The organism is Winogradskyella sp., from assembly GCF_965656915.1.
GTDB lineage: Bacteria > Bacteroidota > Bacteroidia > Flavobacteriales > Flavobacteriaceae > Winogradskyella.
In genome coordinates this window covers 1-22,838 of sequence record NZ_CBFHMI010000040.1, presented here as the reverse complement: position 1 = coordinate 22,838, position 22,838 = coordinate 1, and the positions used below count along the sequence as shown (strand labels likewise).

The following is a 22,838-nucleotide window of genomic DNA, read 5'->3' as shown; positions in this document are numbered from 1 at the left end:
AATAAGTGTAATGCTGTAGAAAACAAAGAGGAAGAATTACAAACGACTGAAAAACCACAGGTAATTGACTATACGAAAGCGGTAGATAAAACACCTAAATCTAAAACACGTGTAGCTGAGAATAGAACTTTAATAAAGAAAGATTCAAAGCTTAATGATACCAAGGATATTACTAAAGAGTTGCTACTTCTTAAAGACGAAGCTATGATGAAAGATGCAGTAGCTGATGCTCTTAAAAAACTAAAATCTGAAAAAACATCCGTAATTGATAAGGAAGTAGATTCACTATTAAAACTAGCGAGTAAAGAACTCTTTAAAGACCAAATACAGAATGAAACAACAAAGACAGTAGATGCTAATGCCTTATTAATGAGTGTAGAAGATGAAATGGGGCAATCCTTTAGAAGTAAAGTTTTTGAAGTACTTAAGGATAGTTATGAAACTGTAAAAACTGCTGTGGCAGAGCGTAATAATTAGAATTAAATAAAAATAATAATATCATCAAAAAACGAACAGTTATGAACACAATTACAAGATTATTAGTACCCTTATTAATTTGCTTTGCCTTGAACAGTGTGCAAGGTCAGGATAAAGTCATTGATTCTTCTAAACAGGCAAAAATTGACTATAAAATTGAAGTATTAGAACAGAAAAAGTTACAAGTTGAAAATTCTGAAAAGAACGCTTTGAAATTAAGAGTTACCAAAATTAATGAGAGCTTAGATAATAATGAGATTACTGCGGCTCAAGCAGAGCAACTTAAAAAACAAGCTGCGGAAAAGGCAGCACTCAATATTCAAGATCGTTTGGCTATAATCGATTCTAAAATTGAATTATTGAAAAGAAATGGCTATGATATTACAAATACTGATCAAAATATAGCATTGAGTATTGGTTCAAATGGATTGTATGTAGATTTGACACCAAAAAAGAAGGAAATTCCAAAATATGAGATTCGCACAGGTAATAAACTGCTTTTTGCTATAGGTTTTAATAATACTATTATTGATGGGCAAAGTTTAGACGACTCACCTTATGAATTGGCAGGTTCTGGCTTTGTTGAGCTAGGATGGGTTTGGCAAACAAGACTGCTCAAAAACTCTAATCTACTGAGATTAAACTATGGATTTTCATTTCAGTGGAATAAGTTAAACGTAAAAGGCGATTTATATTTTGTGCAAGATGGTGCTGAAACCACATTGCAGGAATTCCCTGTGGGACTTAAAAAATCACAGTTTAGAGTAACAAATCTAGTTTTCCCTGTGCACTTGGAAATTGGTGGATGGAATAAAAAAGACTACGGAAACAGAGTGCGATATTTTAACCACGATAAGTTTAAATTAGGTATAGGTGGTTATGGTGGTTTTAGAATCGGTACACAACAGAAGTTAAAGTTTAAAGAAGATGGTGACCGTGTTAAGGATAAAATAAGAAGAAATTACAATACATCTAACTTTGTTTATGGTCTAAGTGCATATGTAGGTATTGGTGATATTTCGCTTTATGCTAAGTATGATCTTAATCCATTATTTAAAGATCAGGATGTAGATCAAAATAATATATCAGTCGGAGTTAGATTTGATATCGACTAAATCAATCAATTTTTGAGTTTTAAAAAGCCTTATTCGATGTTTTGAATAAGGCTTTTTAATTATAACGATTTCGTAATTTTTCCCATTAACATTAAGTTAATCCTCTATAAATATTTAATTTCGTTTATTATTAATTCTAAAGAGTTATATAACGGATTAGTATGAAAAAATTAGTTTATTTCTTCTTGTTACTACCCATTTTTATTTCGGCGCAAATCAACGAAAGCGATACGTTAAGTGTAAAGGCAAGTTTATCTTTAACTGGCTTTTGGCAAAGTGGCAATGTGGAGACGTTAATATTCAGAGCAAAGTCAGACTTAAGTTTTAAACCATGGAAAAAATGGGTGTTTAAAAACCAAAACTCTTACGTTTATCAGGAATTTGGAAAAGTAAAAGCAGATGAAGATATCTTAAGCCTTAATTTTTTATACTTAAATCCAGATCGAAAGATATATCCATTTGTATTGGGATTTTTTAGTACTAATTTTAGACGAGAAATAGATTCACGTTATCTTGTTGGTGCTGGTGCGACATTTCAATTACTTAGTAAGGATAAAAACTGGTTGAAACTTTCATTATCCAGCGAGTATGAGCACACAGCTTTTTCTAAAATCGATTTTAATTATTCAGATTATGATGGTAGTAAGTCAATAAATACGCTTCGTGGAACGATATGGTTGAATGGTAAATATAATTTAGTCAAAGACAAGATTATACTTACTCATGAAAGTTATTTTCAGCCCTCTTTAGAACAAAGTGATAATTTTCGTTGGCAAGCTGATGTTAGTTTAGAATTACCTATTTGGAAATTTCTAAACTTCAAAATAAACTATCGCCATACTTTTGAAAGTATAGTCATAGAAAATCAAAAACAAGAGGATACTTTTCTAACTTTTGGTTTTACCCTTAAAAGTTATTAAACTATAATAGTAGGTTTTCAGAAGACGTCTTATAAAATTTTTAAAACAAATAGTTTATCTTAAATTTACAGACTGACTAAAATTCAAACTATTGATCTCACAAAACACCATATCTCAGGTATTTGAAACTGCTCGTGTAGAGGAGGTGATTGGCGATTTTGTACAGTTAAAAAAAGCAGGTAGTAATTTTAAAGGTTTAAGTCCTTTCAGTGATGAGCGTACACCGAGTTTTATGGTGTCGCCAGTAAAACAAATTTGGAAAGATTTTTCTACAGGCAAAGGAGGAAATGCGGTGACTTTTTTAATGGAGCACGAGCATTTTACCTATCCTGAAGCCATTAAATATTTAGCTAAAAAGTACAATATAGAGATTGAAGAAACTGAACGAACTGACGAAGAAAAAGCCCAGGCAGATGCACGAGAAAGTTTGTATTTAGTAAGTGAGTATGCTAATGAATATTTTCAGAAAGTACTGTTTAAAACAGATCAAGGTCAGGCAATTGGTTTAAGTTATTTTAAGGAGCGTGGATTCTCAGAAGATACCATTAAGAAATTTCAATTAGGATATTCTTTAGATGAATGGCAAGCGTTTACAGACGATGCACTAGGAAAAGGTTACAAACTAGAGTTTTTGGAAAAAACAGGCTTAACCATTGTAAAGGAAGATAAACGATTCGACAGATTTAAAGGTCGTGTTATGTTTCCAATCCATAGTATGAGTGGTCGTATTCTTGGCTTCGGTGGTCGTATTTTAACTAATGATAAAAAAGCAGCCAAATATCTCAACTCACCTGAAAGTGATATCTACCATAAGAGTAAAGTGTTATACGGCTTATACTACGCCAAACAAAGTATTGCTAAAGAGGATAATTGTTATTTAGTAGAAGGTTACACTGATGTGATTCAATTGTACCAAGCGGGAGTTGAAAATGTAGTGTCTTCTTCTGGCACCGCGTTAACATCAGATCAAATACGATTAATCAATCGTCTAACCAATAATATCACTGTACTTTTTGATGGGGATGCAGCAGGTATAAGAGCTTCAATTAGGGGAATAGATTTAATTCTTGAGCAAGGTATGAATGTTAAGGTTTGTACGTTCCCTGATGGTGAAGATCCAGATAGTTTCGCAAAATCCAATAGTTTAGAAGAGATAACTACCTATCTGAACGAAAATGCAAAAGATTTTATTCAATTTAAAGCGTCATTATTAGTAAAAGAAGCGAATAATGACCCTATAAAGAAAGCAGAAACTATCCGTGAGATAGTTAATAGTATATCAAAAATTCCTGATGCCATTAAGCGTGAAATCTACGTACAAGAGTGTGCATCAATTATGGATATTAGTGAAAATGTACTATTCAGTACATTGGCGCAGATAAATAAGAAACACTTTCAAGAGGCGAATAAAAAGTACAAGCATCAACAAAAGGCATTTGAAGTTGTAAAGAATGTAGAACAGCCCAAGAAAAAAGTTGATATCCAATATGAATTAGAACGAAAAATTATTGAAATCTTGATGCTCTATGGTGATAGAAAGGAACAGTTTGAAGATTTAATTTTAAAGGAAGATGAAGTCTCTGGTGATTTAATTTTAGAGCCAACTAAGCATGAGACACGAGTGTTTGAGAAAATATATTTAGATCTTCAAGAAGATGAAATGATGTTCTCTAATGAAAAATTTAGAGCCTTATATTATTCTATAATAGACAAACTCAATCAAGAAGAAACTTTTTCTACTAAAGACTTTATTAATCAATTAGACCAAGATTCGGCAAGTACAGTAACGTCTATTTTGATGGAAGATGAAAAGTATAACCTCCATGATTGGGAACGAAATCATATCATCCCAAAAGAAAAAGAACATACAATTTCACAATTGGTAAGCCAAACAATTCTTAGTTTGCGTTGTTACCTTATAGATCAAAAGGTGGCAGAATATAAAAACGATACGCTCAGAGAAGGTGTCGATTCAAGATCAATTATAGAAGATGTCAAAGACTATGTTGGTCTTAAAATGCTACTATCTCGTAAGTTAGGTAAAGTTATTGGTTAGGCATTTTAAGTTAAATTATGATGCTTCGCCTGGTGAATTAAATCTACAATATTTGTTACATTCAACTTTTTAAACAGCCTTGCTTTATACGTGCTTACCGTTTTTTCGTTAATATCCAATTCCTCTGCAATTTCCTTGTTTTTTCGCCCAATAGACAATAATTTAAGGACTTCAACCTCTCTTGTAGATAGTTTTTTAAATAAACGACTTCTACTTTTGCGTGTATCTTCATAACGAAGGTGCTTATCCATTTTTTCACTTAAAGAAACCTCACCAGAATGTATTTTTCTCACAGCGGCTTCAATTTCTTCAACGCTGGCAGTTTTGTTTAAGTAGCCAGATGCTCCTGCTTTTAAAGTGCTAATGGCATAAATCTCTTCAGGTTGATGACTAAACATTAAAACATTAACAGATTTATTTTCCTTTTTTATAGCCCGTAAAGCAGTAATACCATTAAGTTCTGGTAAATCTACTTCAGAAATGATTACGTCTACTTTGTGACGTCTTATAAATTCAAAGATTTCAATACCGCTATTGAGTTTACCAACGACTTTTAAATCTGGTTTACTGTTTAAGTAAAGCTCTAGGCCTGTTCTTACAATAGGGTGACTGTCAACAATCAGAATATGTATCATGACAATTGATTTTTTTAGTTAGGGTTAGGGTTAGTTTTACTATAGCAAAAGCTAGGCTTAGAATAATGAGGGAGATTCGTTAAACAAAAATAACTAAAAATTGAACAGTTACAGTAATTTATTTAACAAACTGTAGTATTTACCTTAAATTATTAGGAATTTCGCAAATTGGTATCGGAATCATCTTATGTTTGTTTGATGTATTATATCTCATAAAAATCTCGAATGCTTCACGTTGTCTTCCGGTAAAATCTTCTTCAGTTTTGCCTTCATCTTTCATTTTCATGGCCCATTCTAATTCTGGATAAGTTGCTCCAATCTGGTCTTCGTCACTTCTGGCATCACCAAATAAGCCGTCGCTAGGAGCTGCTTTCATAATTGATTCTGGGACGTCTAGGTTGGCACCGATCTCGTAAACTTCAGATTTTAGCAAATCGGCAATAGGACTCAAATCTACACCACCATCGCCATATTTAGTATAAAAACCTACTCCAAAATCTTCAACTTTATTGCCAGTACCAGCCACTAGTAATCCTAATAATCCAGCATGATAGTACAGCGTGGTCATTCTTAGCCGAGCTCTGGTATTAGCTAAAGCCATATCTACTATAGCTTGTTTGGCATCTAATGATACTTCCGTCTTAAACTCTTCAAATACTGGTGTTAGGTCTACACGCGTATCTCTTACATTAGGAAATCTTTTTTTTAGTTGTGCAATATGCTCCTGAGCTCTTGAGACATGACTGTCTGCCTGATGTATTGGCATTTCTATACATAACAGTTCTAAGCCTGTTTTGGCACATAATGTAGAAGTAACGGCAGAATCAATTCCACCAGATATGCCTATTACAAATCCATTAATTCCAGCATTTGTAGCATAGTCCTTTAACCAATTTATAATATGATTTACAACCTTTTCTGTTTGCATTATTTTTAAAAAATTTAAGACAAAGAAGTGTACCTTTGCACAACAAAAATAACGGAATCGTATTAGGATTAAAAATGTTTTATACGCAGTTTATGAGATTTTACTTTATTTTAATATTAGGATTGGTTCTTTTGTCTTGTAACAACGATTCAAAACTCAAAAATGAAATCGCTAAAATTGATGTAGATTTTGTTGTAGAACGATTTGATACGGCAGAATTAGATGCTAAACCTAAAGACTTAACTAAGCTTAAACGAGCTTATCCGTTTCTGTTTTCAAAGCAAATTCCAGATTCTATTTGGGTGAATAGACTTAACGATACGTTACAGAATGAGATATTAAACGAAGTTAAGACCGCTTTTCCAGATTTTAAGCAGCCAAAAGAAGAACTGGCACAAATGTTTCAACACCTTAAGTATTATGATAAGGTCTTCTCAGAACCTCGAGTGGTTACGTTAACCAATTATGTACAATACAGAGATAGAGTTATAGTAACAGATAGTATTCTCTTAGTAGCACTAGATAATTATTTGGGACCCAATCACAGGTTTTATGTCGATGGAGGAATTCCACAATATTTAGCGAAGAATTTTAAACCAGAACAAATCGTAGTTAATCTCGCGGAAGGATTTGCGAAAAAATATGCTTACCAAACTAAGAGAAAGACGTTTTTAGAAGAAATGATTTACTTTGGTAAATTGCTGCATTTCAAAGATAAAATTATTCCTTTTAAATCTGATGCAGAAAAAATTGGATATACACCTGAAGAAATAGAATGGGCACAGGCTAATGAAAGTCCTATTTGGAGTTATTTTATAGAGAAAGAATTATTATTTAGTTCAGATAGTAAATTACCAGCGCGTTTCATTGCAGATGCACCTTTTTCTAAATTTTATTTAGAATTAGATAATGAATCTCCTGGGAGATTGGGTCAATATATAGGGTGGCAAATAGTAAAGGCCTACGCCAATAGAACGAATGAAGATCTAATGACCATTATGCATACTGAGCCCGAAATAATATTTAATGAATCAAAATTTAAACCAAGAAAGTAATGTCTAAAATAATACAATCTAAAATAGAGTTAAATATAGAACTCGATGAAAATAGAGTGCCTGAAAAATTGAAATGGTCTGCTGAAGATGGAGGTATAAAAAATGAAGAGGCTAAAGCAGTAATGTTATCGGTTTGGGATAGTAAGGCTCAAGAAACTTTAAAGATTGATCTTTGGACAAAAGACATGCCCGTCGATGAGATGAAACTCTTTTTTCATCAGACTTTAGTAACAATGAGTGATACTTTTATGCGTGCGACACAGGATGAAAAAATGACGGCTACCATGAAAGATTTTTGTGATTATTTTGCTGAAAAGTTAGAGCTAAAAAAATCATAACTCTTTATTAAAGCTAGATTCAAAATAGGTGTAAAAATCTGGATTAGGTAGTTTTTTTAAGACATGATTGGTCCACGCTATTCTTTCGTGGTTAATGACTTCAAATTCCCATACACAAGGCGATAGACCATTACCAGATATTTTTTTAAAGCCCTTATAGTTGTTCTATTCTGTAAAATAAATGTTTGTATTAAGCATGTAGTTATCGACCCACCAATTTACAAGTGAAAAGATACCTTCTGTGCCTGCATGCAGAATTAAAAACCCAATATGATTGTGTTGGTCATTGAAACAATTTTTTAGTTTTAACCAATTGGGTAATGCTTTCTTTACATTCTCATAAAATTCAGGATGATAAAATTCATTTTGTTTTACAATAGTGTATATTTTAACCTTCCATGTTTTAATAGTAATTAATTCTTTAAATTTTATATGTCTTGGTTTATAAATATTCATCAATATGTAACAGTTTATTAATATACATATAACAAAAACTAAATAAAATTCGCCTAAATTTGTTTTGCTATTAATCAATAATTAAACATTAGTTAGACCTTCAATAGAGAAGGGAACTGATGTTTTTTTATTTTGGTAAAGTATACACAATGTCACCATTAAAAATTGTCATCATAACTTTAGTGTCCAATATTTTATCTTCTGCAACCGTCATTATATCTTGGTTGTAGATGGTGAAATCTGCTAGTTTGCCAACACTGATTGAACCCTTAATATCTTCTTCAAAAGCACCAAATGCTGCATCTAATGTATAAGATTTTAAAGCTTGTTCTCTGGTCATTTTTTGTTCTGGCTCATAGCCACCTTCTGGTGTGCCTTTTAAAGTTTTTCTACTCACACTAGCATAGAAACTAGGAATAGGGTTTAAAGGTTCTACGGGTACATCTGTACCATTAACAATAGCAACTCCGCTCTGCAATAAATCTTGCCACATATATGCACCTTCCTTAATTCGTTTCTCTCCTAATCGATCTATAGCCCACGGTCTGTCTGATGACATGTGTACGGCTTGCATCGCAGGTATAACACTTAATTCTGCAAAACGAGGAATGTCTTCTGGGTGTAGATGTTGCGCATGTTCTATTCTAAATCTATGGTCGTTTGCTGACTCTGGTATTTCATTAAATGCAATCTCATAGCGATCTAGAATTTCTCTGTTAGCTCTGTCTCCAATAGCATGAGAACAAACCTGAAAACCATGTTTCAATCCATTTAATGCAGTTTCTTTAACAAATTCCATAGGAAGCGTTTCATGACCAAAATGATTTGGTCTGTCTGAATAAGGTTCTAGTAACCAGGCTCCTCTAGAGCCTAAGGCTCCATCACAATTCAGCTTAACAGATCTTATTGTAAAAAGATGATCCTCATCTACCATAGTACCTTTTTCAAACCATTCATTTAGAAGATCTTTATCCCAGCCTGTAAGCATAGCATATATGCGCGTATTCATTTTACCATCAGCTTTCATCTTTTTATAAAGCTCTATGGTTTCTTTTGGTATACCAGCATCATGAAAGCTTGTAATTCCGTTTTTCTGACATGCTTCTACAGCAAGTTCAAAAGCTTTTATATCAGACTCTGGTGTTCTATCTGGTATATGTTGAGTTATTAATGTTTGTGCTCTTTCATTAAAGACCCCAGTCGGTCTGCCGAGAGCATCAACTAAAACTTCACCACCTTCGACTTCATATTTTTTTACACCGTCTAATGATAAATTTACTAAGCCAGCTATTTCCATAGCCTTTTCATTGGCGAAACCTGCATGACCACTTGCATGTCTGAGATAAACGGGATTGTCTGGTGAAATCTCACTTAATAAATAATGTGTTTGAAATCCATGAACTGTTTCAGCAGGCATACTATCCCATTTACTTTGATGCCAACCTCTACCTGTAATCCATTCACCTGGTTTTGCGGTTTTAACACGTTCAGCTACTGCATCTACTATATCTTGATAACTGGTAGTAGACATTAAATCTAGATTTAGCTCGTTATAACCTAGACCCATAAAATGACCATGACCTTCAATTAAACCAGGCGTCATTGTTTTTCCTTTTAAATCAATAAGTTTAGTTTCATTATTCTTAAACTTTTCAGCTTCTTTTAGGCTACCGGTAAAAATTATTTTGTTGCCTTTGGTTGCGACGGCTTCTACGGTAGGTGTTGTTGAATCTACAGTGTAGATGGTACCGCCATAAATAAGCATACTTGCATATTCCTTATTAGGGTTTGTGCAAGATAAAAAGAGAAACACTAAAATTAAAAGTGAGTAAAATTTGAAAAAACGAAATTTCATAGCGGTTGATATTTAAAAGCATGAAATTACAAAATTTATAAGAGTGGTATACTTGATTTTTGTTAGTTTCTGAGATTACTTATTAACTAGATTTAATAGAATATATCTCTATTTAGACCTTAAGGAGTAATCCGTAGAGAGACAGAATAGATTTCAGATGTCTAATTTATTTGATTATAAACTGCTTAAAATATGTTCCGTTTTAAAATAAGGAATATTATTAAAAGACTCTGATTCTGATGTAAGATTATCAGTGTTTAGTCTTTTAAATTTCATAAAGGCTGAGGTGTTATAAACTTCCCAGACGATTAATTCATTCAATCTACCAGATTTAGTTTTTAATTCAATTTTATTTCGGGCTATAAGTTTTTCTACGAGCTTTTTGTCGGCCAAGCGCGTTATTTTTTGCGAGTTATGACCATTATTTATACTGTACACTTCCCAATATGACTTTACAACAGTACTGTGGCTAATAGCTAGTTCATCAATTGAATTTTGATTTTTTCCTTTGTTAATAGTAGATGTTGCAGATACGGCACTAGATTCATCGTTTAAAGAATTATCCGTCTCTGTGATTTCTTCTGGTTTAGGTACCGAAGCTTGAGTTAGCTTTTTACTTTTAGTGCTTACGTCTTTTAAATTATTAAAGGGTTTGTTACCCAATAAGGTAATGACTATAAGTTTATCAACAAGAGTTGCTTCGACTAAAAATTTACCAACAGGCACATCGTTTAATGGTATGGTTATTTTTGTGTCTTTGACATGAATTTTACTTTCAAAATTAGTATTGGAAATTTCGACAGTGTAAATTTTTCGTTCGCTTTCTAATATTAAGCTGTCTCCTTCTGAATTTAGTCTATGCTTTAATTCTTTGGCACGTACATTTACATTTGGAATGAGCTTAGATTTTTGCGTATAGCCAATTAGAGATATCAGAAAAAAACCAAATATGAATATCTGTTTAACATAAGTTTCATTTTTTGTGTTATAAGCACTTTACATTGGGTGTGCTTTTATAGGTTAATAGCGATTTGTATATCTAAAGTATAACCCCAAATGAGACTTTAGTTAAAATTAGGATGCATTACTGTTTTTATAGTTAAGATGCTTAGGTTTAGGATGTAAGTTGAAAAACAAGGCATAAAATGATCAACTTTATATCGGAGTAATATGTATTTTAAGTAAATTCGCTTATGCGAAAAATAGTGTTTGGTGTCATTATCACTTTGATCATTTTATTTACTTTTAAATATTGTAGTGATAAGAAAGTAGAGAAGATTATACTTCAGGAAAATTCAACTTTAATTCAAGAGCAAATTAAAAATGTTAGGAAACTTGTTGTTACCGAAGGCCATTTTAGTGAAGTCTTTACCTATAAGAATTCTAAAGCAGTATTTGGTGACTGGCTAGAAGCTGAAAAAAAAGCAATTGTCATTGTTAATGCTGATGTCACAATTGGCTATGACCTCAGTAAAATTCAATATGAAATTGATGAGGTCGAAAAGAAACTAAAGATTTTAGTAATTCCTGAAGAAGAAATAAAAATTAGTCCAGATTTTGAATATTACGATATTCAAGCCGATTTTTTAAATCAATTTGAAGCCAAAGATTATAATGAGATTAAAAAAACGGTGAAAACATCTTTGATGAAAAAGATTGAAGCTTCCGATTTAAAGTCAAATGCTAAAAATAGACTCATAAGTGAATTGGCTAAATTTTACATTTTAACCAATTCTTTAGGCTGGACGTTGGAGTATAATGATACACCAATAACTTCTCAGGCGAAATTACAGACCATTAATCTGAAGTTGTGAATAAAAAGACCGAATCACGTAAAGAAGAAATTGTTAGAGTAGCGGCGAAACTTTTTAAAGAAAAGGGTTACAGTGCTGTTACCATGCGAGATTTGGCTGCTGCTATGGGAATTAAGGCAGCGAGTTTATACAACCATATCAACTCCAAACAAGAAATATTACAGTTAATTGTTATAGCAATAGCGAATGAGTTTACTTCCGAAATGAAATCCATACAATCTTCAAACGATTCCTGTATCAATAAATTACATAAAATCATTCAGCTACATGTTAAATTATCTAGCCAGAATAGCTATGGGATGGCCTGCTTAAATAATGATTGGATGCATCTGGAGGATCAGCTAGATCATTATAAAACATTGCGAACCGATTACGAAAATGATTTTAGAAAAATTCTTGAAGAAGGTATAAATACTGGTGAAATAATACATGTAAAACCAGAAATTATGATGTTCTCAATTTTAACCACATTACGGTCTTTGTATGTATGGATACCAAAAAAAGATGATATAAACCTTCAGGAACTCTCGAATACACTAAGTGAAATCCTTATCAAAGGAATTAACAAATAGTTAAGATTAAATTTTATAACTTTGCTAAACAAACTAACAATTGTTAGTTTAATTTACATCAAGGTAAAATGGCAGAATTTCACAACTTAAAGGTTCAAGATATTTATAAGGAAACAGAAGATACGTCAGTTGTAACTTTTGATGTTCCAAAAGAATTACACGAGGAATTCAATTATAGACAAGGTCAGCATTTAACGCTAAAGGCAGATATCAATGGAGAAGATGTGCGACGCTCGTATTCATTATGTTCTAGCCCAATTGAAACAAAATGGCAAGTCGCTGTAAAACAAATTCTTGGTGGTAAATTCTCAACGTTTATCAATGAAAAACTTAAATCAGGAGATACTCTAGAGGTCATGGCACCATCTGGAACTTTTGGTGTTGAGGTAAACAAGGAAGTCTCGAAAAATTATTTATTTTTTGCTGCTGGTAGTGGAATAACACCTGTTTTGTCAATGATTAAAACACATTTAGAAGCAGAGCAAAACTCTACTTGCAAGCTATTTTATGTAAATAAAACAGCAAAATCCATTATCTTTAAAGAAGAGTTAGAGCAACTGAGAAATAAATATTTCGGCAGACTAGAAATCTATTATTTCTTAACTAAAGAACGCAGAGACATAGAGTTATTCAATGGTCGATTTGATGATGATAAGATGAAGGTGCTTTGCAAAACCTTTATAGATATTCCAGATACTAGCGAAGTGTTTCTTTGTGGTCCAGAGAAAATGGTGAATTATGTAAGTGAATATTTAATTAACTCTGGTTTACCCAAAGAATTAGTGCACTTTGAATTATTTGTAACAGGTCTTTCAGAACAAGACATAAAGCGACAAGAACGCTTATCTAAACAAAATGTTGAAGGTACAGAAATAACAATAGTAGATGGTGGAAAAGAATTCGTTTTTACCATGACTAAAGAATATGATAACATTTTAGATGCAGCACTTGGTGCAGGTGCAGATTTGCCTTTTGCCTGTAAAGGAGGAGTCTGTAGTACATGTAAATGCGAAGTAAAACTAGGCGAAGTTGAAATGAAAATTAACTACGCACTAGACGAAAAAGAAGTAAGTCAAGATTTGGTATTAAGCTGCCAAGCGGTGCCAACAACGGATAAAGTCGTTGTAGATTTTGACGTCTAATAAAATTGAAAAGGAAAAATTAAAGTTCAACAGCTAAAGGCCAAAAGCCAAAAGCCAATAGCCAAAAGCCATTTACAATGAGTGAAGAACAAATTAAAAGTTTAGAAAGACAATTTAACGAACGCATTGAGCGTGACGAAAAAATTGAGCCTAAAGATTGGATGCCAGAAAAGTATCGTAAAACACATATTAGGCAAATATCTCAACATGCCCATTCTGAAATTGTAGGTATGTTACCAGAAGGTAATTGGATTACAAGAGCACCTTCTTTAAGACGAAAGGTTGCGTTATTAGCAAAAGTGCAAGATGAAGCTGGTCATGGTTTATACCTATACAGTGCTTGTGAAACCTTAGGGATTTCTAGAGACGAGTTATATGAGCAGTTACATACTGGAAAGGCTAAGTATTCAAGTATTTTTAATTATCCAGCTTTGACTTGGGCAGATATGGGAGCTATTGGTTGGTTAGTTGATGGTGCAGCAATTATTAATCAGGTACCTTTATGTAATACGTCTTACGGTCCATATGCAAGAGCTATGATTCGTGTATGCAAGGAAGAAAGTTTTCATCAAAGACAAGGCTTTGAGATAATGTTGAAGCTTTGTAACGGTGCATCTGAGCAGAAAGAGATGGCACAAGATGCTTTAAATCGTTGGTGGTGGCCAAGTTTAATGATGTTAGGTCCTACAGATGATAAATCTGTACATACCGAACAATCCATGAAATGGAAGTTGAAGCGTAAAACTAATGACGAATTGCGTCAGCAATTTATCGATCAAACTGTACCACAGGCAGATGTGTTAGGATTAACTATTCCAGATAAAGATTTAAAATGGAACGAAGAACGCCAAAGTTACGACTTTGGAGAAATTGACTGGGATGAGTTTTGGCAGGTTGTTAAAGGTCATGGTCCAATGAATAAAGAGCGCATGAAAGCTCGAGTTGGAGCATGGGAAGAAGGTGAATGGGTGCGCGATGCCGCTATGGCTTTCGCCGAAAAGAAACAAGCAAGAAAAGAAAAACAAGCAGTATAAATATTACAGTTATGTCAACAAAAAACTGGCCCTTATGGGAAATCTTCGTAAGAAGTAAAAACGGATTAGAGCACAGACACTTTGGTAGTCTACATGCTGCTGATGCTGAAATGGCATTGGAAAACGCTAGAGATGTATATACCAGAAGAAATGAAGGTGTTAGTATTTGGGTCGTAGAGTCTAAACATATTACGGCATCTAATCCTGAAAATAATGGAGAATTGTTTGAACCAGCACAAGACAAAGTATATCGCCATCCTACATTTTATGATGTGCCAGATGAAATAAAACATATGTGACAAAACTCTGTTTTGTCATACTTAACACGTTTCTATATCTTATAAAAATCAAATTATGAAAAACGAAAATTTATATAATTATATACTTGGTATTGCAGATAATTCATTAATCCTTGGTCAACGGTTAGGTGAATTAACAGGTCATGGGCCAAGTTTAGAAACAGACATAGCTTGTACTAATATTTCATTAGATCTCTTTGGACAAGTACGTAGTTATTTTCAGTATGCAGGTAAAGTTTCAGGAGACGGAAAGTCAGAAGATGATATTGCCATGCTACGAAAGGAGCGTGATTATAAAAATGTACTTTTAGTTGAGCAACCTAATACAAATTTTGCCTACACCATAGCGAGACAATTTTTATTCGATGCCTATCATTTAGCATTTCTAAAAGAGTTGCAGAAAAGTACGGACTTAACTTTAGTGGCTATTGCAAATAAATGTATTAAAGAAGTAAGTTATCATGAGCGTTTCTCATCAGATTGGGTGAGGCGTTTGGGTGATGGTACAGAAGAAAGTAAATCTAAAATTCAGGAGGCTATTAATGATCTGTGGGTATATACTGGTGAGTTGTTTCATCAAACGGAAGTAGATAAAGCTGTTGTGGCTGAAGGCATTGGAGTAGATGTTACAAAGCTTAAAGGCGCATATTATAATTACGTAGCTGAAGTACTTGGTCAAGCGACTCTCGAAGTTCCTGATGTTAAATACTTTCAAAAAGGAGGTAAACAAGGAATTCATACAGAACACTTAGGCTACATACTAGCTGAATTGCAATATATGCAACGCGCATATCCAAACATGGAATGGTAGAATGATATCTACAGAACAAAACATAGACGAAAGACTAATTGCAATACTGGAACAGGTGTCAGATCCTGAAATCCCAGTTTTGTCTATTATGGATATGGGTGTTGTGCGTTCTGCAGTAATTGAAAATGATATTGTTAAAGTCGAAATCACACCAACCTACAGCGGATGTCCTGCAATGGACGTTATTGGTGACGATATTAAAAAAGCACTGAAAGATGCAGGCTATGAATCCGTAATAGATTTAATACTGCATCCGGCTTGGACAACAGATTGGATAACACCAAGAGGTCGAAAGGCATTAGAAGATTATGGCATTGCAGCACCTTTAGATGCTGAAGCTGATAAAGAAGTGCTTCTTAATAATAAACGAATCGTTAAATGCACCAATTGTGGTTCTCAGAATACAAGATTAGTGAGTCAGTTTGGGTCAACAGCATGTAAAGCGCAATTTCAATGTGAAGATTGTCAAGAGCCATTTGACTATTTTAAATGTCTTAAATAGATAACAAAATTTAATTATGAGTAACAATTCAATTCTACTAAAGATTGAAAATAAAGTAGCACATATCACACTGAATAGACCAGAAGTATTTAATAGTTTCAATCGAGAAATGGCTTTGAGTCTTCAAAGTATTTTAGACGATTGTGAATCAAATCCAGAAGTTAGAGCAATTGTACTTACAGGAAACGGAAAAGCATTTTGTGCTGGTCAAGATTTAAAAGAAGTGACAGACCCAGAATTAAATCCTGGATTCAAAAAGATTTTAGAAGAACACTACAATCCTATCATTACAAGAATACGTTCTATCAAAAAGCCAATTGTAGGGGCTGTAAATGGAGTTGCTGCAGGAGCAGGTGCAAATATTGCATTAGCATGCGATGTTGTTGTAGCTCATGAAAAGGTAAGCTTTATACAAGCATTTAGCCTAATTGGTTTAGTTCCTGATAGTGCAGGAACTTTCTTTTTACCTCGATTAATTGGTTTTCAAAAAGCACAAGCCTTAGCAATGCTAGGAGATAAAATTTCAGCTGAAGATGCAGAGAAGATGGGAATGATATATAAGTCTGTGCCATTTGATGATTTTCAACAGACTACAAATCAATTAGTATTAAAATTGGCTAATATGCCAACAAAAGCATTAGGTCTAATTAAGGAATTATTCAATAAGTCAATGACCAATACCTTAGAAGAACAATTAGCTCTAGAGTCTAAATTACAAATTGAAGCAGCAGGGAGTAATGATTATGCAGAAGGTGTCTCGGCTTTTATAGAGAAACGTAAGCCAAACTTTAAAGGGAATTAATTGAACAAAGAAACCCTCATAGAAGCTCATAACAGAATAAAACCTTTTATTCACAACACACCAGTTTTAAGTTCTAACTTAATTAATGAAATGGTAGGTGCAGATATCGTGTTTAAATGTGAGAACTTTCAAAAAATGGGAGCCTTTAAAATGCGTGGTGCAGCCAATGCAATATTATCCTTATCAGAGGATGAAAGACAACGCGGCGTGGTAACGCATTCTTCAGGTAATTTCGCACAAGCAGTTTCTTTAGCCGCTCAAAAGCTAAATGTGAAAGCTTACATTGTGATGCCAGAAAACGCACCTCAAGTCAAAAAAAACGGTGTAAAGACCTATGAAGGTGAGATTATTGAATGCGAGTCAACACCTCAAGCAAGAGAAGCCACGGCAAATAAAGTAAAAGAAGAAAAGGGTGCGTCCTTTCTACATCCATCAAATCAAGATGAGGTTATTTTCGGTAATAGCACAGCTGCAATAGAATTGATTGAGGAATATCCAGAATTAGACGTGATTTTAGCACCAGTTGGTGGTGGCGGTCTCATTGCAGGTACCGCTTTGGCGGCACATTATTTTTCAAATAACTGCAAAGTTATTGGCGGTGAGCCGATGGAAGCAGATGATGCGTATCGTTCTTTAATTTCGGGCAAAATAGAGACAAATGATAGTTTTCATACGGTTGCAGATGGTTTGCGAACCCATTTAGGAGACCGCAATTTTCCGATTATCCAAAAGTACGTAGATAAAATTATCCGTGTTGAAGAAGATGAAATTATAAATGCGATGCAGTTGATATGGGAGCGTATGAAAATTATTATTGAGCCATCATGTGCAGTTCCTTTTGCAGCAGTACTAAAGAATAAAGAAGAATTTCAAAATAAGAAAATAGGAATTATCTTATCAGGCGGAAACGTTGATGTTAAGAATTTACCGTTTTAATATAAAACTATGAACGTAGGAATAATAGGTTCGGGAACAATGGGAAGTGGTATAGCGCAAGTTGCTGCTACTGCCGATTGTCAAGTTAAATTATATGATACAAATCAAGTTGCTTTAGATAAAGCAAAAGCGAGTCTTGAGAAAATATTAAATCGTCTTATTGAAAAAGGACGAATCGATGCTGATGAGAAAAATAGAATTCAGTCTAACATTTCATATGTAGCTAGTTTAAAAGACTTATCAGACTCTAACCTGACAATTGAAGCCATTATTGAAAACCTTGACATTAAAAAGAAAGTATTTTCAGAACTTGAAACTTATGTGTCCAAAGATTGTATCATAGCATCAAATACGTCGAGTTTATCTGTGGCTTCAATAGCAGCTTCGTTACAAAAACCAGAACGTTGTGTTGGTATTCATTTTTTTAATCCAGCGCCTTTAATGAAATTGGTTGAGGTGATTCCAGCAATACAAACGTCAGAAGATGTGCTTCAAAAATCTATAAAAACTATTTCTGATTGGAAAAAAGTAGTTGCCGTAGCAAAAGATACACCAGGATTTATCGTAAATCGAGTAGCACGACCATTTTATGGTGAACCCTTACGTATTTATGAAGAAGGAATCGCCGATTTTGCAACTATCGATTGGAGTTTAAAGACTATTGGCGGATTTAGAATGGGACCTTTTGAATTGATGGATTTTATTGGTAATGACGTTAATTATACAGTAACAGAAACCGTTTTTACAGCGTTTTATTTTGACCCAAGGTACAAGCCAGCGTTTACACAAAAACGATTTGCAGAAGCTGGTTACTTAGGGCGTAAATCTGGAAAAGGCTACTATGATTATGCAGAAGGAGCAGTTAAACCTAGTCCATTAGAAGATAAAGATTTAGCTCAAAATATATTTAATCGTGTTTTAGTCATGCTCATTAATGAAGCGGCAGATGCTTTGTTTTTGAATATTGCTTCAGCAGAGGATATCGATAATGCCGTGACTAAAGGTGTGAATTACCCTAAAGGATTATTGGCTTGGGCAGATGAAAAAGGAATTGATTGGTGCGTGTCTAAGTTAGACGAATTGTACGATGAGTATCATGAAGATAGATACCGTTGTAGTCCATTATTACGAAAAATGAATAAAGAAAATAAAACATTTTTTATTTAAAAAAGGATGAGGCATTAGGCAATAGGAATTAGTATGAGAAGTAATTATCAATTTAAGTTTGAAGATTTAAAGGTTTATCAAAAAGCAATGGATTTTGGTGAATCCGTAGATGCTTTAGTTAAAGACTTTCCTAAACATGAACTATATGCATTGTCATCACAATTTAGAAGGGCAGCAGATTCAATAGCCCTAAATATAGCAGAAGGTTATCCTGGTTCAGATGCTCAATTTGTTAAGCATATAAATCACGCAATCCATAGTGCTAATGAATGTGTGAGTTGTAGTACTAAATCAATAAGAAGAAATTATATTAACTTTGAAAAAGACGAAGAAAATCGGAAAATGATTTCTGAATTAACTAAAATGATGTCATCATTAAGAAAAACGATTTTGTCAAGAAATAAAGTTGTCTAATGCCTAAAACCAAATCCCTAATGCCTTTAAAAGAAGAAGATATTCCATATAAAATGCTGAGTCAAGATGCTTTTAGCCAATGGCTTGGTATTGAGATTTTAGAATGTGAAAAAGGTAGGTGTAAATTAGGAATGACTATAAGAAAAGACATGCTCAATAGTATGAATAAAGCCCATGGTGGCATTAGTTACTCATTAGCAGATACAGCATTTGGTTTTGCCGCAAATACACACGGTAAATATGCAGTTTCTATTGAAACAAGTATCAATCATATTGAAGCATTAGATGAAGGTGATTATTTGGTAGCAGAATCGGTAATTGAAAAAGTAAATAATAAATTAGGGTTCAATATCATCGAAGTAAAACGTGGTGATGATTTAGTAGCACTTTTTAAAGGTGTGGTTTACAGAACTCAAAAAGATTGGGAAGAATAAAATGAAAGAAGCATACATAATAGACGGCATAAGAACACCAATAGGAAATTACAAAGGTACATTATCAGCTGTTCGTACAGATGATTTAGCAGCTTTGGTCATTTCAGAAGTTGTAAAACGAAACCCAAATATTCCGAAAGAAGCATATGACGATGTCATTATGGGTTGTGCAAACCAAGCAGGTGAAGATAATCGTAACGTAGCGAGGATGGCCTCTTTGTTGGCTGGATTACCATTTACTGTTCCAGGTGAAACCGTAAATCGTCTATGTAGTTCCGGGTTATCGGCAATCATACATGCCAATCGAGCAATTAAAGCAGGAGATGGTGATGTGTTTATATCTGGTGGAGTTGAGAATATGACCAGAGGTCCATATGTAATGGCGAAACCATCATCAGCCTTCGGTGGTGATTCAAAACTATACGATTCTACGTTTGGATGGCGTTTTGTAAACCCAAAAATGCACAAAATGTATGGTACTGATGGTATGGGAGTCACAGCTGAAAACTTAGTTTCGACATATAATATCTCTCGAGAGGACCAAGACAAGTTTGCCTATTGGAGTCAAATGAAAGCATCAAAGGCCCAAGAAAATGGAAGGCTAGCAAAAGAGATTGTAACTGTTGAAATTCCGCAACGAAAAAAAGACCCAATTCAATTTTCTAAAGATGAATTTGTAAAACCAACAACATCTTTAGAAGTATTAGGGAAATTAAGAGCAGCATTTAAAAAAGAAGGTGGAAGTGTCACAGCAGGTAATTCATCCGGATTAAATGATGGTGCAGCAGCTACAATAATTGCATCAGAAGATGCTGTAAAAAAATATAACCTTAAACCATTAGCGAGAATTGTAAGTTCTGCTGTAGTTGGTGTAGAACCAAGAATTATGGGTATTGGTCCAGTTCAATCGTCTAATAAAGCATTAGAAAAAGCTGGATTAACCATGGATGATATGGATATTATTGAGCTTAACGAAGCATTTGCAGCGCAAGCATTAGCGTGTACAAGGGCTTGGGGATTAGCTGACGACGACATAAGATTGAATCCAAATGGTGGCTCGATTGCTATTGGTCATCCATTAGGCGTAACAGGAGCACGTATTGCTTATTCAGCAGCTTTGGAATTACACGAGCAAAATAAAAGATATGCATTAGTAACTATGTGCATTGGAGTTGGGCAAGGTTATGCAGCGATAATAGAAAATATGAATGTTTAGAAAATGTTGACACGGACTATTGTCCCCTTGAGGGGACTTTAGGGGTGTTTTAAAAGAATAGATTTCCGTTTTCACGGAAACGATAAAAAATTTATCGATGAAAAAAATACAACATTACGTTCAAGGACATTGGACAACCGGTAAAGAACAAGGCACACCAATCCACGATGCCATAACAGGCGAAGCCTTTACAAGTGTCGCAATAGAAGGATTAGATATTCCTGAAATTCTAAATTACGGGAGAACAACAGGTGGAGAGCAACTTCGTAAAATGACCTTTCAAGAACGTGGTAATATGCTGAAGAAATTAGCATTATATCTTACGAAGAAGAAAGATACCTTTTATGAATTAAGTTATCGAACAGGAGCTACCAAAGTTGATAGTTGGATAGATATTGAAGGTGGTTTCGGAAACTTATTTGCCAACGCATCCTTAAGAAAACTTTTTCCTAATCAACCGTATCATGTTGAAGGTGATGGCATCGATTTATCTCGCGGTGGACGTTTTATGGCACATCATATTATGGTGCCGAAAAAAGGAGTAGCAGTACATATAAACGCTTTCAACTTCCCAGTTTGGGGCATGTTAGAAAAATGTGCTGTGAATTGGATGGCTGGAGTTCCAGCTGTGGTTTTACCTGCACCGTCATCATCGTATTTAGCGGAAGCTGTGGCGAGAGTAATTATAGATTCTAAAATTTTACCAGAAGGCGCACTTCAAATCATAAATGGAACAGTTAAAACGATTTTAGATACAGTCGAATCTCAAGATGTAGTCACTTTTACAGGTTCTGCACAAACAGGGAGATTGTTAAAAGCACATCCAAGATTAATCCAAGAATCTGTGCCATTCACGATGGAAGCCGATTCATTAAACGCATCCATTTTAGGAGAAGATGCAGTTCCTGGGACACCAGAATTTGATTTATTCATAAAGGAAGTCAAAAAAGAAATGACCGTTAAAGCTGGTCAAAAATGTACAGCAATTAGACGTATCGTTGTTCCAGAAAATTTGGTTGAAGATGTTCAAATTGCATTAGGAAAAGCATTAGATAAAGTGACGATTGGTGACCCAAGATTAAAAGAAGTTCGAATGGGTTCTTTAGTAAGTCAACAGCAAGTACAAGCAGTTAGAGACTCTGTAAACGATTTAGCAAAAGAAGCGCAAATCGTCTATGGTGATGTAGATAAAATTGAAACGATTGGAGCAGATGCCAAAAAAGGTGCTTTTATTAGTCCGATACTATTAAGAGCTGACCATCCATTCCAAAATACAGTAATTCACGAACGTGAAGCCTTCGGACCGGTAAGTACCATTATGCCATATGCAACTTTAGATGAAGCGATAACTTTAGCTCAAATGGGAAAAGGGTCGTTAGTCTCTTCAATTTCAACAAATGATGATACAATTGCTAAAGATTATGTGGTGAATGCGGCTAGTCATCATGGACGTATTTTAGTGCTTAACAGAGAAAGTGCTAAAGAAAGCACAGGTCACGGTTCACCATTACCTTATTTAGTTCATGGCGGTCCAGGGCGTGCTGGTGGTGGCGAAGAAATGGGAGGTATGCGTGGTATTAAACATTATTTGCAACGTACAGCAATCCAAGGTTCGCCAACTACGATTACATCGATTACAGGAATCTATCAGCAGAATGCAAAATATAAAGAAGCAGAACAGCATCCATTTAAATACCATTGGGAAGATATCGAAGCTGGTATGTCTATGAAAACGCACAAGCGTACTTTAACTGATAATGATATACAGAATTTTGCAAATTTAACTTGGGATCATTTCTATGCGCATACAGATATCACGTCTCTTGATGGAAGTATTTTTGAAAAGCGCACAGCTCATGG

25 protein-coding genes are annotated in these 22,838 nt (G+C 34.2%); 20 read left to right on the top strand and 5 right to left on the bottom strand.

All coding sequences use genetic code 11. The features are described 5' to 3' along the window. From ACTG3Y_RS10065 to dnaG, 4 genes are all read left to right on the top strand, one after another. Window positions 1-477, top strand: a 477-nt coding sequence (locus ACTG3Y_RS10065; RefSeq protein WP_439152795.1) for a hypothetical protein, incomplete at its 5' end; no start/stop codon positions are given. A 41-nt stretch (window positions 478-518) separates the two neighbouring features. After that, on the top strand, window positions 519-1,592 hold the full coding sequence (locus ACTG3Y_RS10060; RefSeq protein ID WP_439152794.1) for a hypothetical protein: 1,074 nt from the start codon (window positions 519-521) through the stop codon (window positions 1,590-1,592). A gap of 161 nt (window positions 1,593-1,753) precedes the next feature. Then, window positions 1,754-2,512 carry a DUF481 domain-containing protein gene (locus tag ACTG3Y_RS10055; protein WP_439152793.1) on the top strand — a complete coding sequence of 253 codons (759 nt, stop codon included), beginning with the start codon at window positions 1,754-1,756 and terminating at the stop codon, window positions 2,510-2,512. 91 nt (window positions 2,513-2,603) lie between these two features. Then, complete coding sequence (dnaG, locus tag ACTG3Y_RS10050; RefSeq protein ID WP_439152792.1) at window positions 2,604-4,568, top strand: DNA primase; 1,965 nt, start codon at window positions 2,604-2,606, stop codon at window positions 4,566-4,568. 5 nt (window positions 4,569-4,573) lie between these two features. Here dnaG and ACTG3Y_RS10045 read toward each other — a convergent pair whose 3' ends face one another. Together ACTG3Y_RS10045 and nadE are read right to left on the bottom strand one after the other, a co-directional pair. Continuing rightward, window positions 4,574-5,203: a response regulator gene (locus ACTG3Y_RS10045; protein ID WP_439152791.1), complete on the bottom strand. Its 630-nt coding sequence runs from the start codon at window positions 5,201-5,203 to the stop codon at window positions 4,574-4,576. Window positions 5,204-5,342: 139 nt separating this feature from the next. Further along, on the bottom strand, window positions 5,343-6,131 hold the full coding sequence (nadE, locus tag ACTG3Y_RS10040; protein ID WP_439152790.1) for an NAD(+) synthase: 789 nt from the start codon (window positions 6,129-6,131) through the stop codon (window positions 5,343-5,345). A gap of 92 nt (window positions 6,132-6,223) precedes the next feature. Here nadE and gldB point away from each other — a divergent pair, with 92 nt between their 5' ends. Then, window positions 6,224-7,186 (top strand): gliding motility lipoprotein GldB, encoded by a 963-nt coding sequence (gene gldB / locus ACTG3Y_RS10035; protein ID WP_439152789.1) that lies wholly within the window; start codon window positions 6,224-6,226, stop codon window positions 7,184-7,186. Beyond that, window positions 7,186-7,524, top strand: coding sequence for a gliding motility protein GldC (gldC, locus tag ACTG3Y_RS10030; protein WP_439152788.1), 339 nt, complete (start codon window positions 7,186-7,188; stop codon window positions 7,522-7,524). Before gldB ends, gldC begins: the two co-directional genes overlap by 1 nt. A gap of 165 nt (window positions 7,525-7,689) precedes the next feature. Here the strand turns inward: gldC and ACTG3Y_RS10025 are convergent, their stop codons facing one another. The 3 genes from ACTG3Y_RS10025 to ACTG3Y_RS10015 form a co-directional block, all read right to left on the bottom strand. Further along, the gene (locus ACTG3Y_RS10025) at window positions 7,690-7,980 is read right to left on the bottom strand and encodes a hypothetical protein (protein WP_439152787.1); all 291 of its coding nucleotides are present in this window, start codon (window positions 7,978-7,980) and stop codon (window positions 7,690-7,692) included. Between the two features lie 127 nt (window positions 7,981-8,107). Further along, a complete protein-coding gene (locus tag ACTG3Y_RS10020; protein WP_439152786.1) occupies window positions 8,108-9,835 on the bottom strand; it encodes an amidohydrolase in 1,728 nt (575 codons plus the stop codon). 174 nt (window positions 9,836-10,009) lie between these two features. Further along, a complete protein-coding gene (locus ACTG3Y_RS10015) occupies window positions 10,010-10,561 on the bottom strand; it encodes a hypothetical protein (RefSeq protein ID WP_439152785.1) in 552 nt (183 codons plus the stop codon). 467 nt (window positions 10,562-11,028) lie between these two features. Between ACTG3Y_RS10015 and ACTG3Y_RS10010 the strand changes: the two genes are divergently transcribed. The 14 genes from ACTG3Y_RS10010 to paaZ all read left to right on the top strand — a co-directional run. Then, on the top strand, window positions 11,029-11,649 hold the full coding sequence (locus ACTG3Y_RS10010) for a DUF4230 domain-containing protein (protein ID WP_439152784.1): 621 nt from the start codon (window positions 11,029-11,031) through the stop codon (window positions 11,647-11,649). Beyond that, window positions 11,646-12,221 (top strand): TetR/AcrR family transcriptional regulator, encoded by a 576-nt coding sequence (locus tag ACTG3Y_RS10005; protein WP_439152783.1) that lies wholly within the window; start codon window positions 11,646-11,648, stop codon window positions 12,219-12,221. The genes ACTG3Y_RS10010 and ACTG3Y_RS10005 overlap by 4 nt, the downstream gene beginning before the upstream one ends. A gap of 68 nt (window positions 12,222-12,289) precedes the next feature. Beyond that, on the top strand, window positions 12,290-13,363 hold the full coding sequence (locus tag ACTG3Y_RS10000) for an FAD-binding oxidoreductase (protein ID WP_439152782.1): 1,074 nt from the start codon (window positions 12,290-12,292) through the stop codon (window positions 13,361-13,363). A gap of 77 nt (window positions 13,364-13,440) precedes the next feature. Next, window positions 13,441-14,397, top strand: a complete 957-nt coding sequence (paaA, locus tag ACTG3Y_RS09995) for a 1,2-phenylacetyl-CoA epoxidase subunit PaaA (RefSeq protein WP_439152781.1) — start codon at window positions 13,441-13,443, stop codon at window positions 14,395-14,397. Between the two features lie 11 nt (window positions 14,398-14,408). Continuing rightward, the gene (gene paaB, locus ACTG3Y_RS09990; RefSeq protein WP_091420702.1) at window positions 14,409-14,696 is read left to right on the top strand and encodes a 1,2-phenylacetyl-CoA epoxidase subunit PaaB; all 288 of its coding nucleotides are present in this window, start codon (window positions 14,409-14,411) and stop codon (window positions 14,694-14,696) included. Window positions 14,697-14,751: 55 nt separating this feature from the next. Beyond that, window positions 14,752-15,507 carry a 1,2-phenylacetyl-CoA epoxidase subunit PaaC gene (gene paaC, locus ACTG3Y_RS09985; RefSeq protein ID WP_439152780.1) on the top strand — a complete coding sequence of 252 codons (756 nt, stop codon included), beginning with the start codon at window positions 14,752-14,754 and terminating at the stop codon, window positions 15,505-15,507. Between the two features lies 1 nt (window position 15,508). Further along, the gene (paaD, locus tag ACTG3Y_RS09980; protein WP_439152779.1) at window positions 15,509-16,009 is read left to right on the top strand and encodes a 1,2-phenylacetyl-CoA epoxidase subunit PaaD; all 501 of its coding nucleotides are present in this window, start codon (window positions 15,509-15,511) and stop codon (window positions 16,007-16,009) included. Between the two features lie 16 nt (window positions 16,010-16,025). Beyond that, complete coding sequence (locus ACTG3Y_RS09975) at window positions 16,026-16,811, top strand: enoyl-CoA hydratase-related protein (protein WP_439152778.1); 786 nt, start codon at window positions 16,026-16,028, stop codon at window positions 16,809-16,811. Next, entirely contained in the window at window positions 16,812-17,747 is a 936-nt protein-coding gene (locus ACTG3Y_RS09970) for a pyridoxal-phosphate dependent enzyme (protein WP_439152777.1), read from the top strand. 9 nt (window positions 17,748-17,756) lie between these two features. Beyond that, on the top strand, window positions 17,757-18,914 hold the full coding sequence (locus ACTG3Y_RS09965; RefSeq protein WP_439152776.1) for a 3-hydroxyacyl-CoA dehydrogenase NAD-binding domain-containing protein: 1,158 nt from the start codon (window positions 17,757-17,759) through the stop codon (window positions 18,912-18,914). Window positions 18,915-18,947: 33 nt separating this feature from the next. Beyond that, window positions 18,948-19,328, top strand: coding sequence for a four helix bundle protein (locus ACTG3Y_RS09960; protein ID WP_439152775.1), 381 nt, complete (start codon window positions 18,948-18,950; stop codon window positions 19,326-19,328). After that, a complete protein-coding gene (locus tag ACTG3Y_RS09955; RefSeq protein WP_439152774.1) occupies window positions 19,328-19,762 on the top strand; it encodes a PaaI family thioesterase in 435 nt (144 codons plus the stop codon). The genes ACTG3Y_RS09960 and ACTG3Y_RS09955 overlap by 1 nt, the downstream gene beginning before the upstream one ends. Before the next feature lies 1 nt (window position 19,763). Then, a complete protein-coding gene (gene pcaF, locus ACTG3Y_RS09950) occupies window positions 19,764-20,978 on the top strand; it encodes a 3-oxoadipyl-CoA thiolase (protein ID WP_439152773.1) in 1,215 nt (404 codons plus the stop codon). Between the two features lie 97 nt (window positions 20,979-21,075). Next, window positions 21,076-22,838, top strand: a 1,763-nt coding sequence (paaZ, locus tag ACTG3Y_RS09945) for a phenylacetic acid degradation bifunctional protein PaaZ (RefSeq protein ID WP_439152772.1), incomplete at its 3' end; no start/stop codon positions are given.

Coding starts and splice junctions, on each gene's coding strand:
- ACTG3Y_RS10025 (WP_439152787.1), bottom strand. CDS start 7,980: ATGAATATTTATAAACCAAGACATATAAAATTTAAAGAATTAATTACT.
- nadE (WP_439152790.1), bottom strand. CDS start 6,131: ATGCAAACAGAAAAGGTTGTAAATCATATTATAAATTGGTTAAAGGAC.
- ACTG3Y_RS09955 (WP_439152774.1), top strand. CDS start 19,328: ATGCCTAAAACCAAATCCCTAATGCCTTTAAAAGAAGAAGATATTCCA.
- ACTG3Y_RS09965 (WP_439152776.1), top strand. CDS start 17,757: ATGAACGTAGGAATAATAGGTTCGGGAACAATGGGAAGTGGTATAGCG.
- paaB (WP_091420702.1), top strand. CDS start 14,409: ATGTCAACAAAAAACTGGCCCTTATGGGAAATCTTCGTAAGAAGTAAA.
- ACTG3Y_RS10060 (WP_439152794.1), top strand. CDS start 519: ATGAACACAATTACAAGATTATTAGTACCCTTATTAATTTGCTTTGCC.
- ACTG3Y_RS10020 (WP_439152786.1), bottom strand. CDS start 9,835: ATGAAATTTCGTTTTTTCAAATTTTACTCACTTTTAATTTTAGTGTTT.
- pcaF (WP_439152773.1), top strand. CDS start 19,764: ATGAAAGAAGCATACATAATAGACGGCATAAGAACACCAATAGGAAAT.
- ACTG3Y_RS09960 (WP_439152775.1), top strand. CDS start 18,948: ATGAGAAGTAATTATCAATTTAAGTTTGAAGATTTAAAGGTTTATCAA.
- ACTG3Y_RS10055 (WP_439152793.1), top strand. CDS start 1,754: ATGAAAAAATTAGTTTATTTCTTCTTGTTACTACCCATTTTTATTTCG.
- ACTG3Y_RS10000 (WP_439152782.1), top strand. CDS start 12,290: ATGGCAGAATTTCACAACTTAAAGGTTCAAGATATTTATAAGGAAACA.
- ACTG3Y_RS10010 (WP_439152784.1), top strand. CDS start 11,029: ATGCGAAAAATAGTGTTTGGTGTCATTATCACTTTGATCATTTTATTT.
- paaA (WP_439152781.1), top strand. CDS start 13,441: ATGAGTGAAGAACAAATTAAAAGTTTAGAAAGACAATTTAACGAACGC.
- paaD (WP_439152779.1), top strand. CDS start 15,509: ATGATATCTACAGAACAAAACATAGACGAAAGACTAATTGCAATACTG.
- ACTG3Y_RS09975 (WP_439152778.1), top strand. CDS start 16,026: ATGAGTAACAATTCAATTCTACTAAAGATTGAAAATAAAGTAGCACAT.
- gldC (WP_439152788.1), top strand. CDS start 7,186: ATGTCTAAAATAATACAATCTAAAATAGAGTTAAATATAGAACTCGAT.
- gldB (WP_439152789.1), top strand. CDS start 6,224: ATGAGATTTTACTTTATTTTAATATTAGGATTGGTTCTTTTGTCTTGT.
- paaC (WP_439152780.1), top strand. CDS start 14,752: ATGAAAAACGAAAATTTATATAATTATATACTTGGTATTGCAGATAAT.
- ACTG3Y_RS10045 (WP_439152791.1), bottom strand. CDS start 5,203: ATGATACATATTCTGATTGTTGACAGTCACCCTATTGTAAGAACAGGC.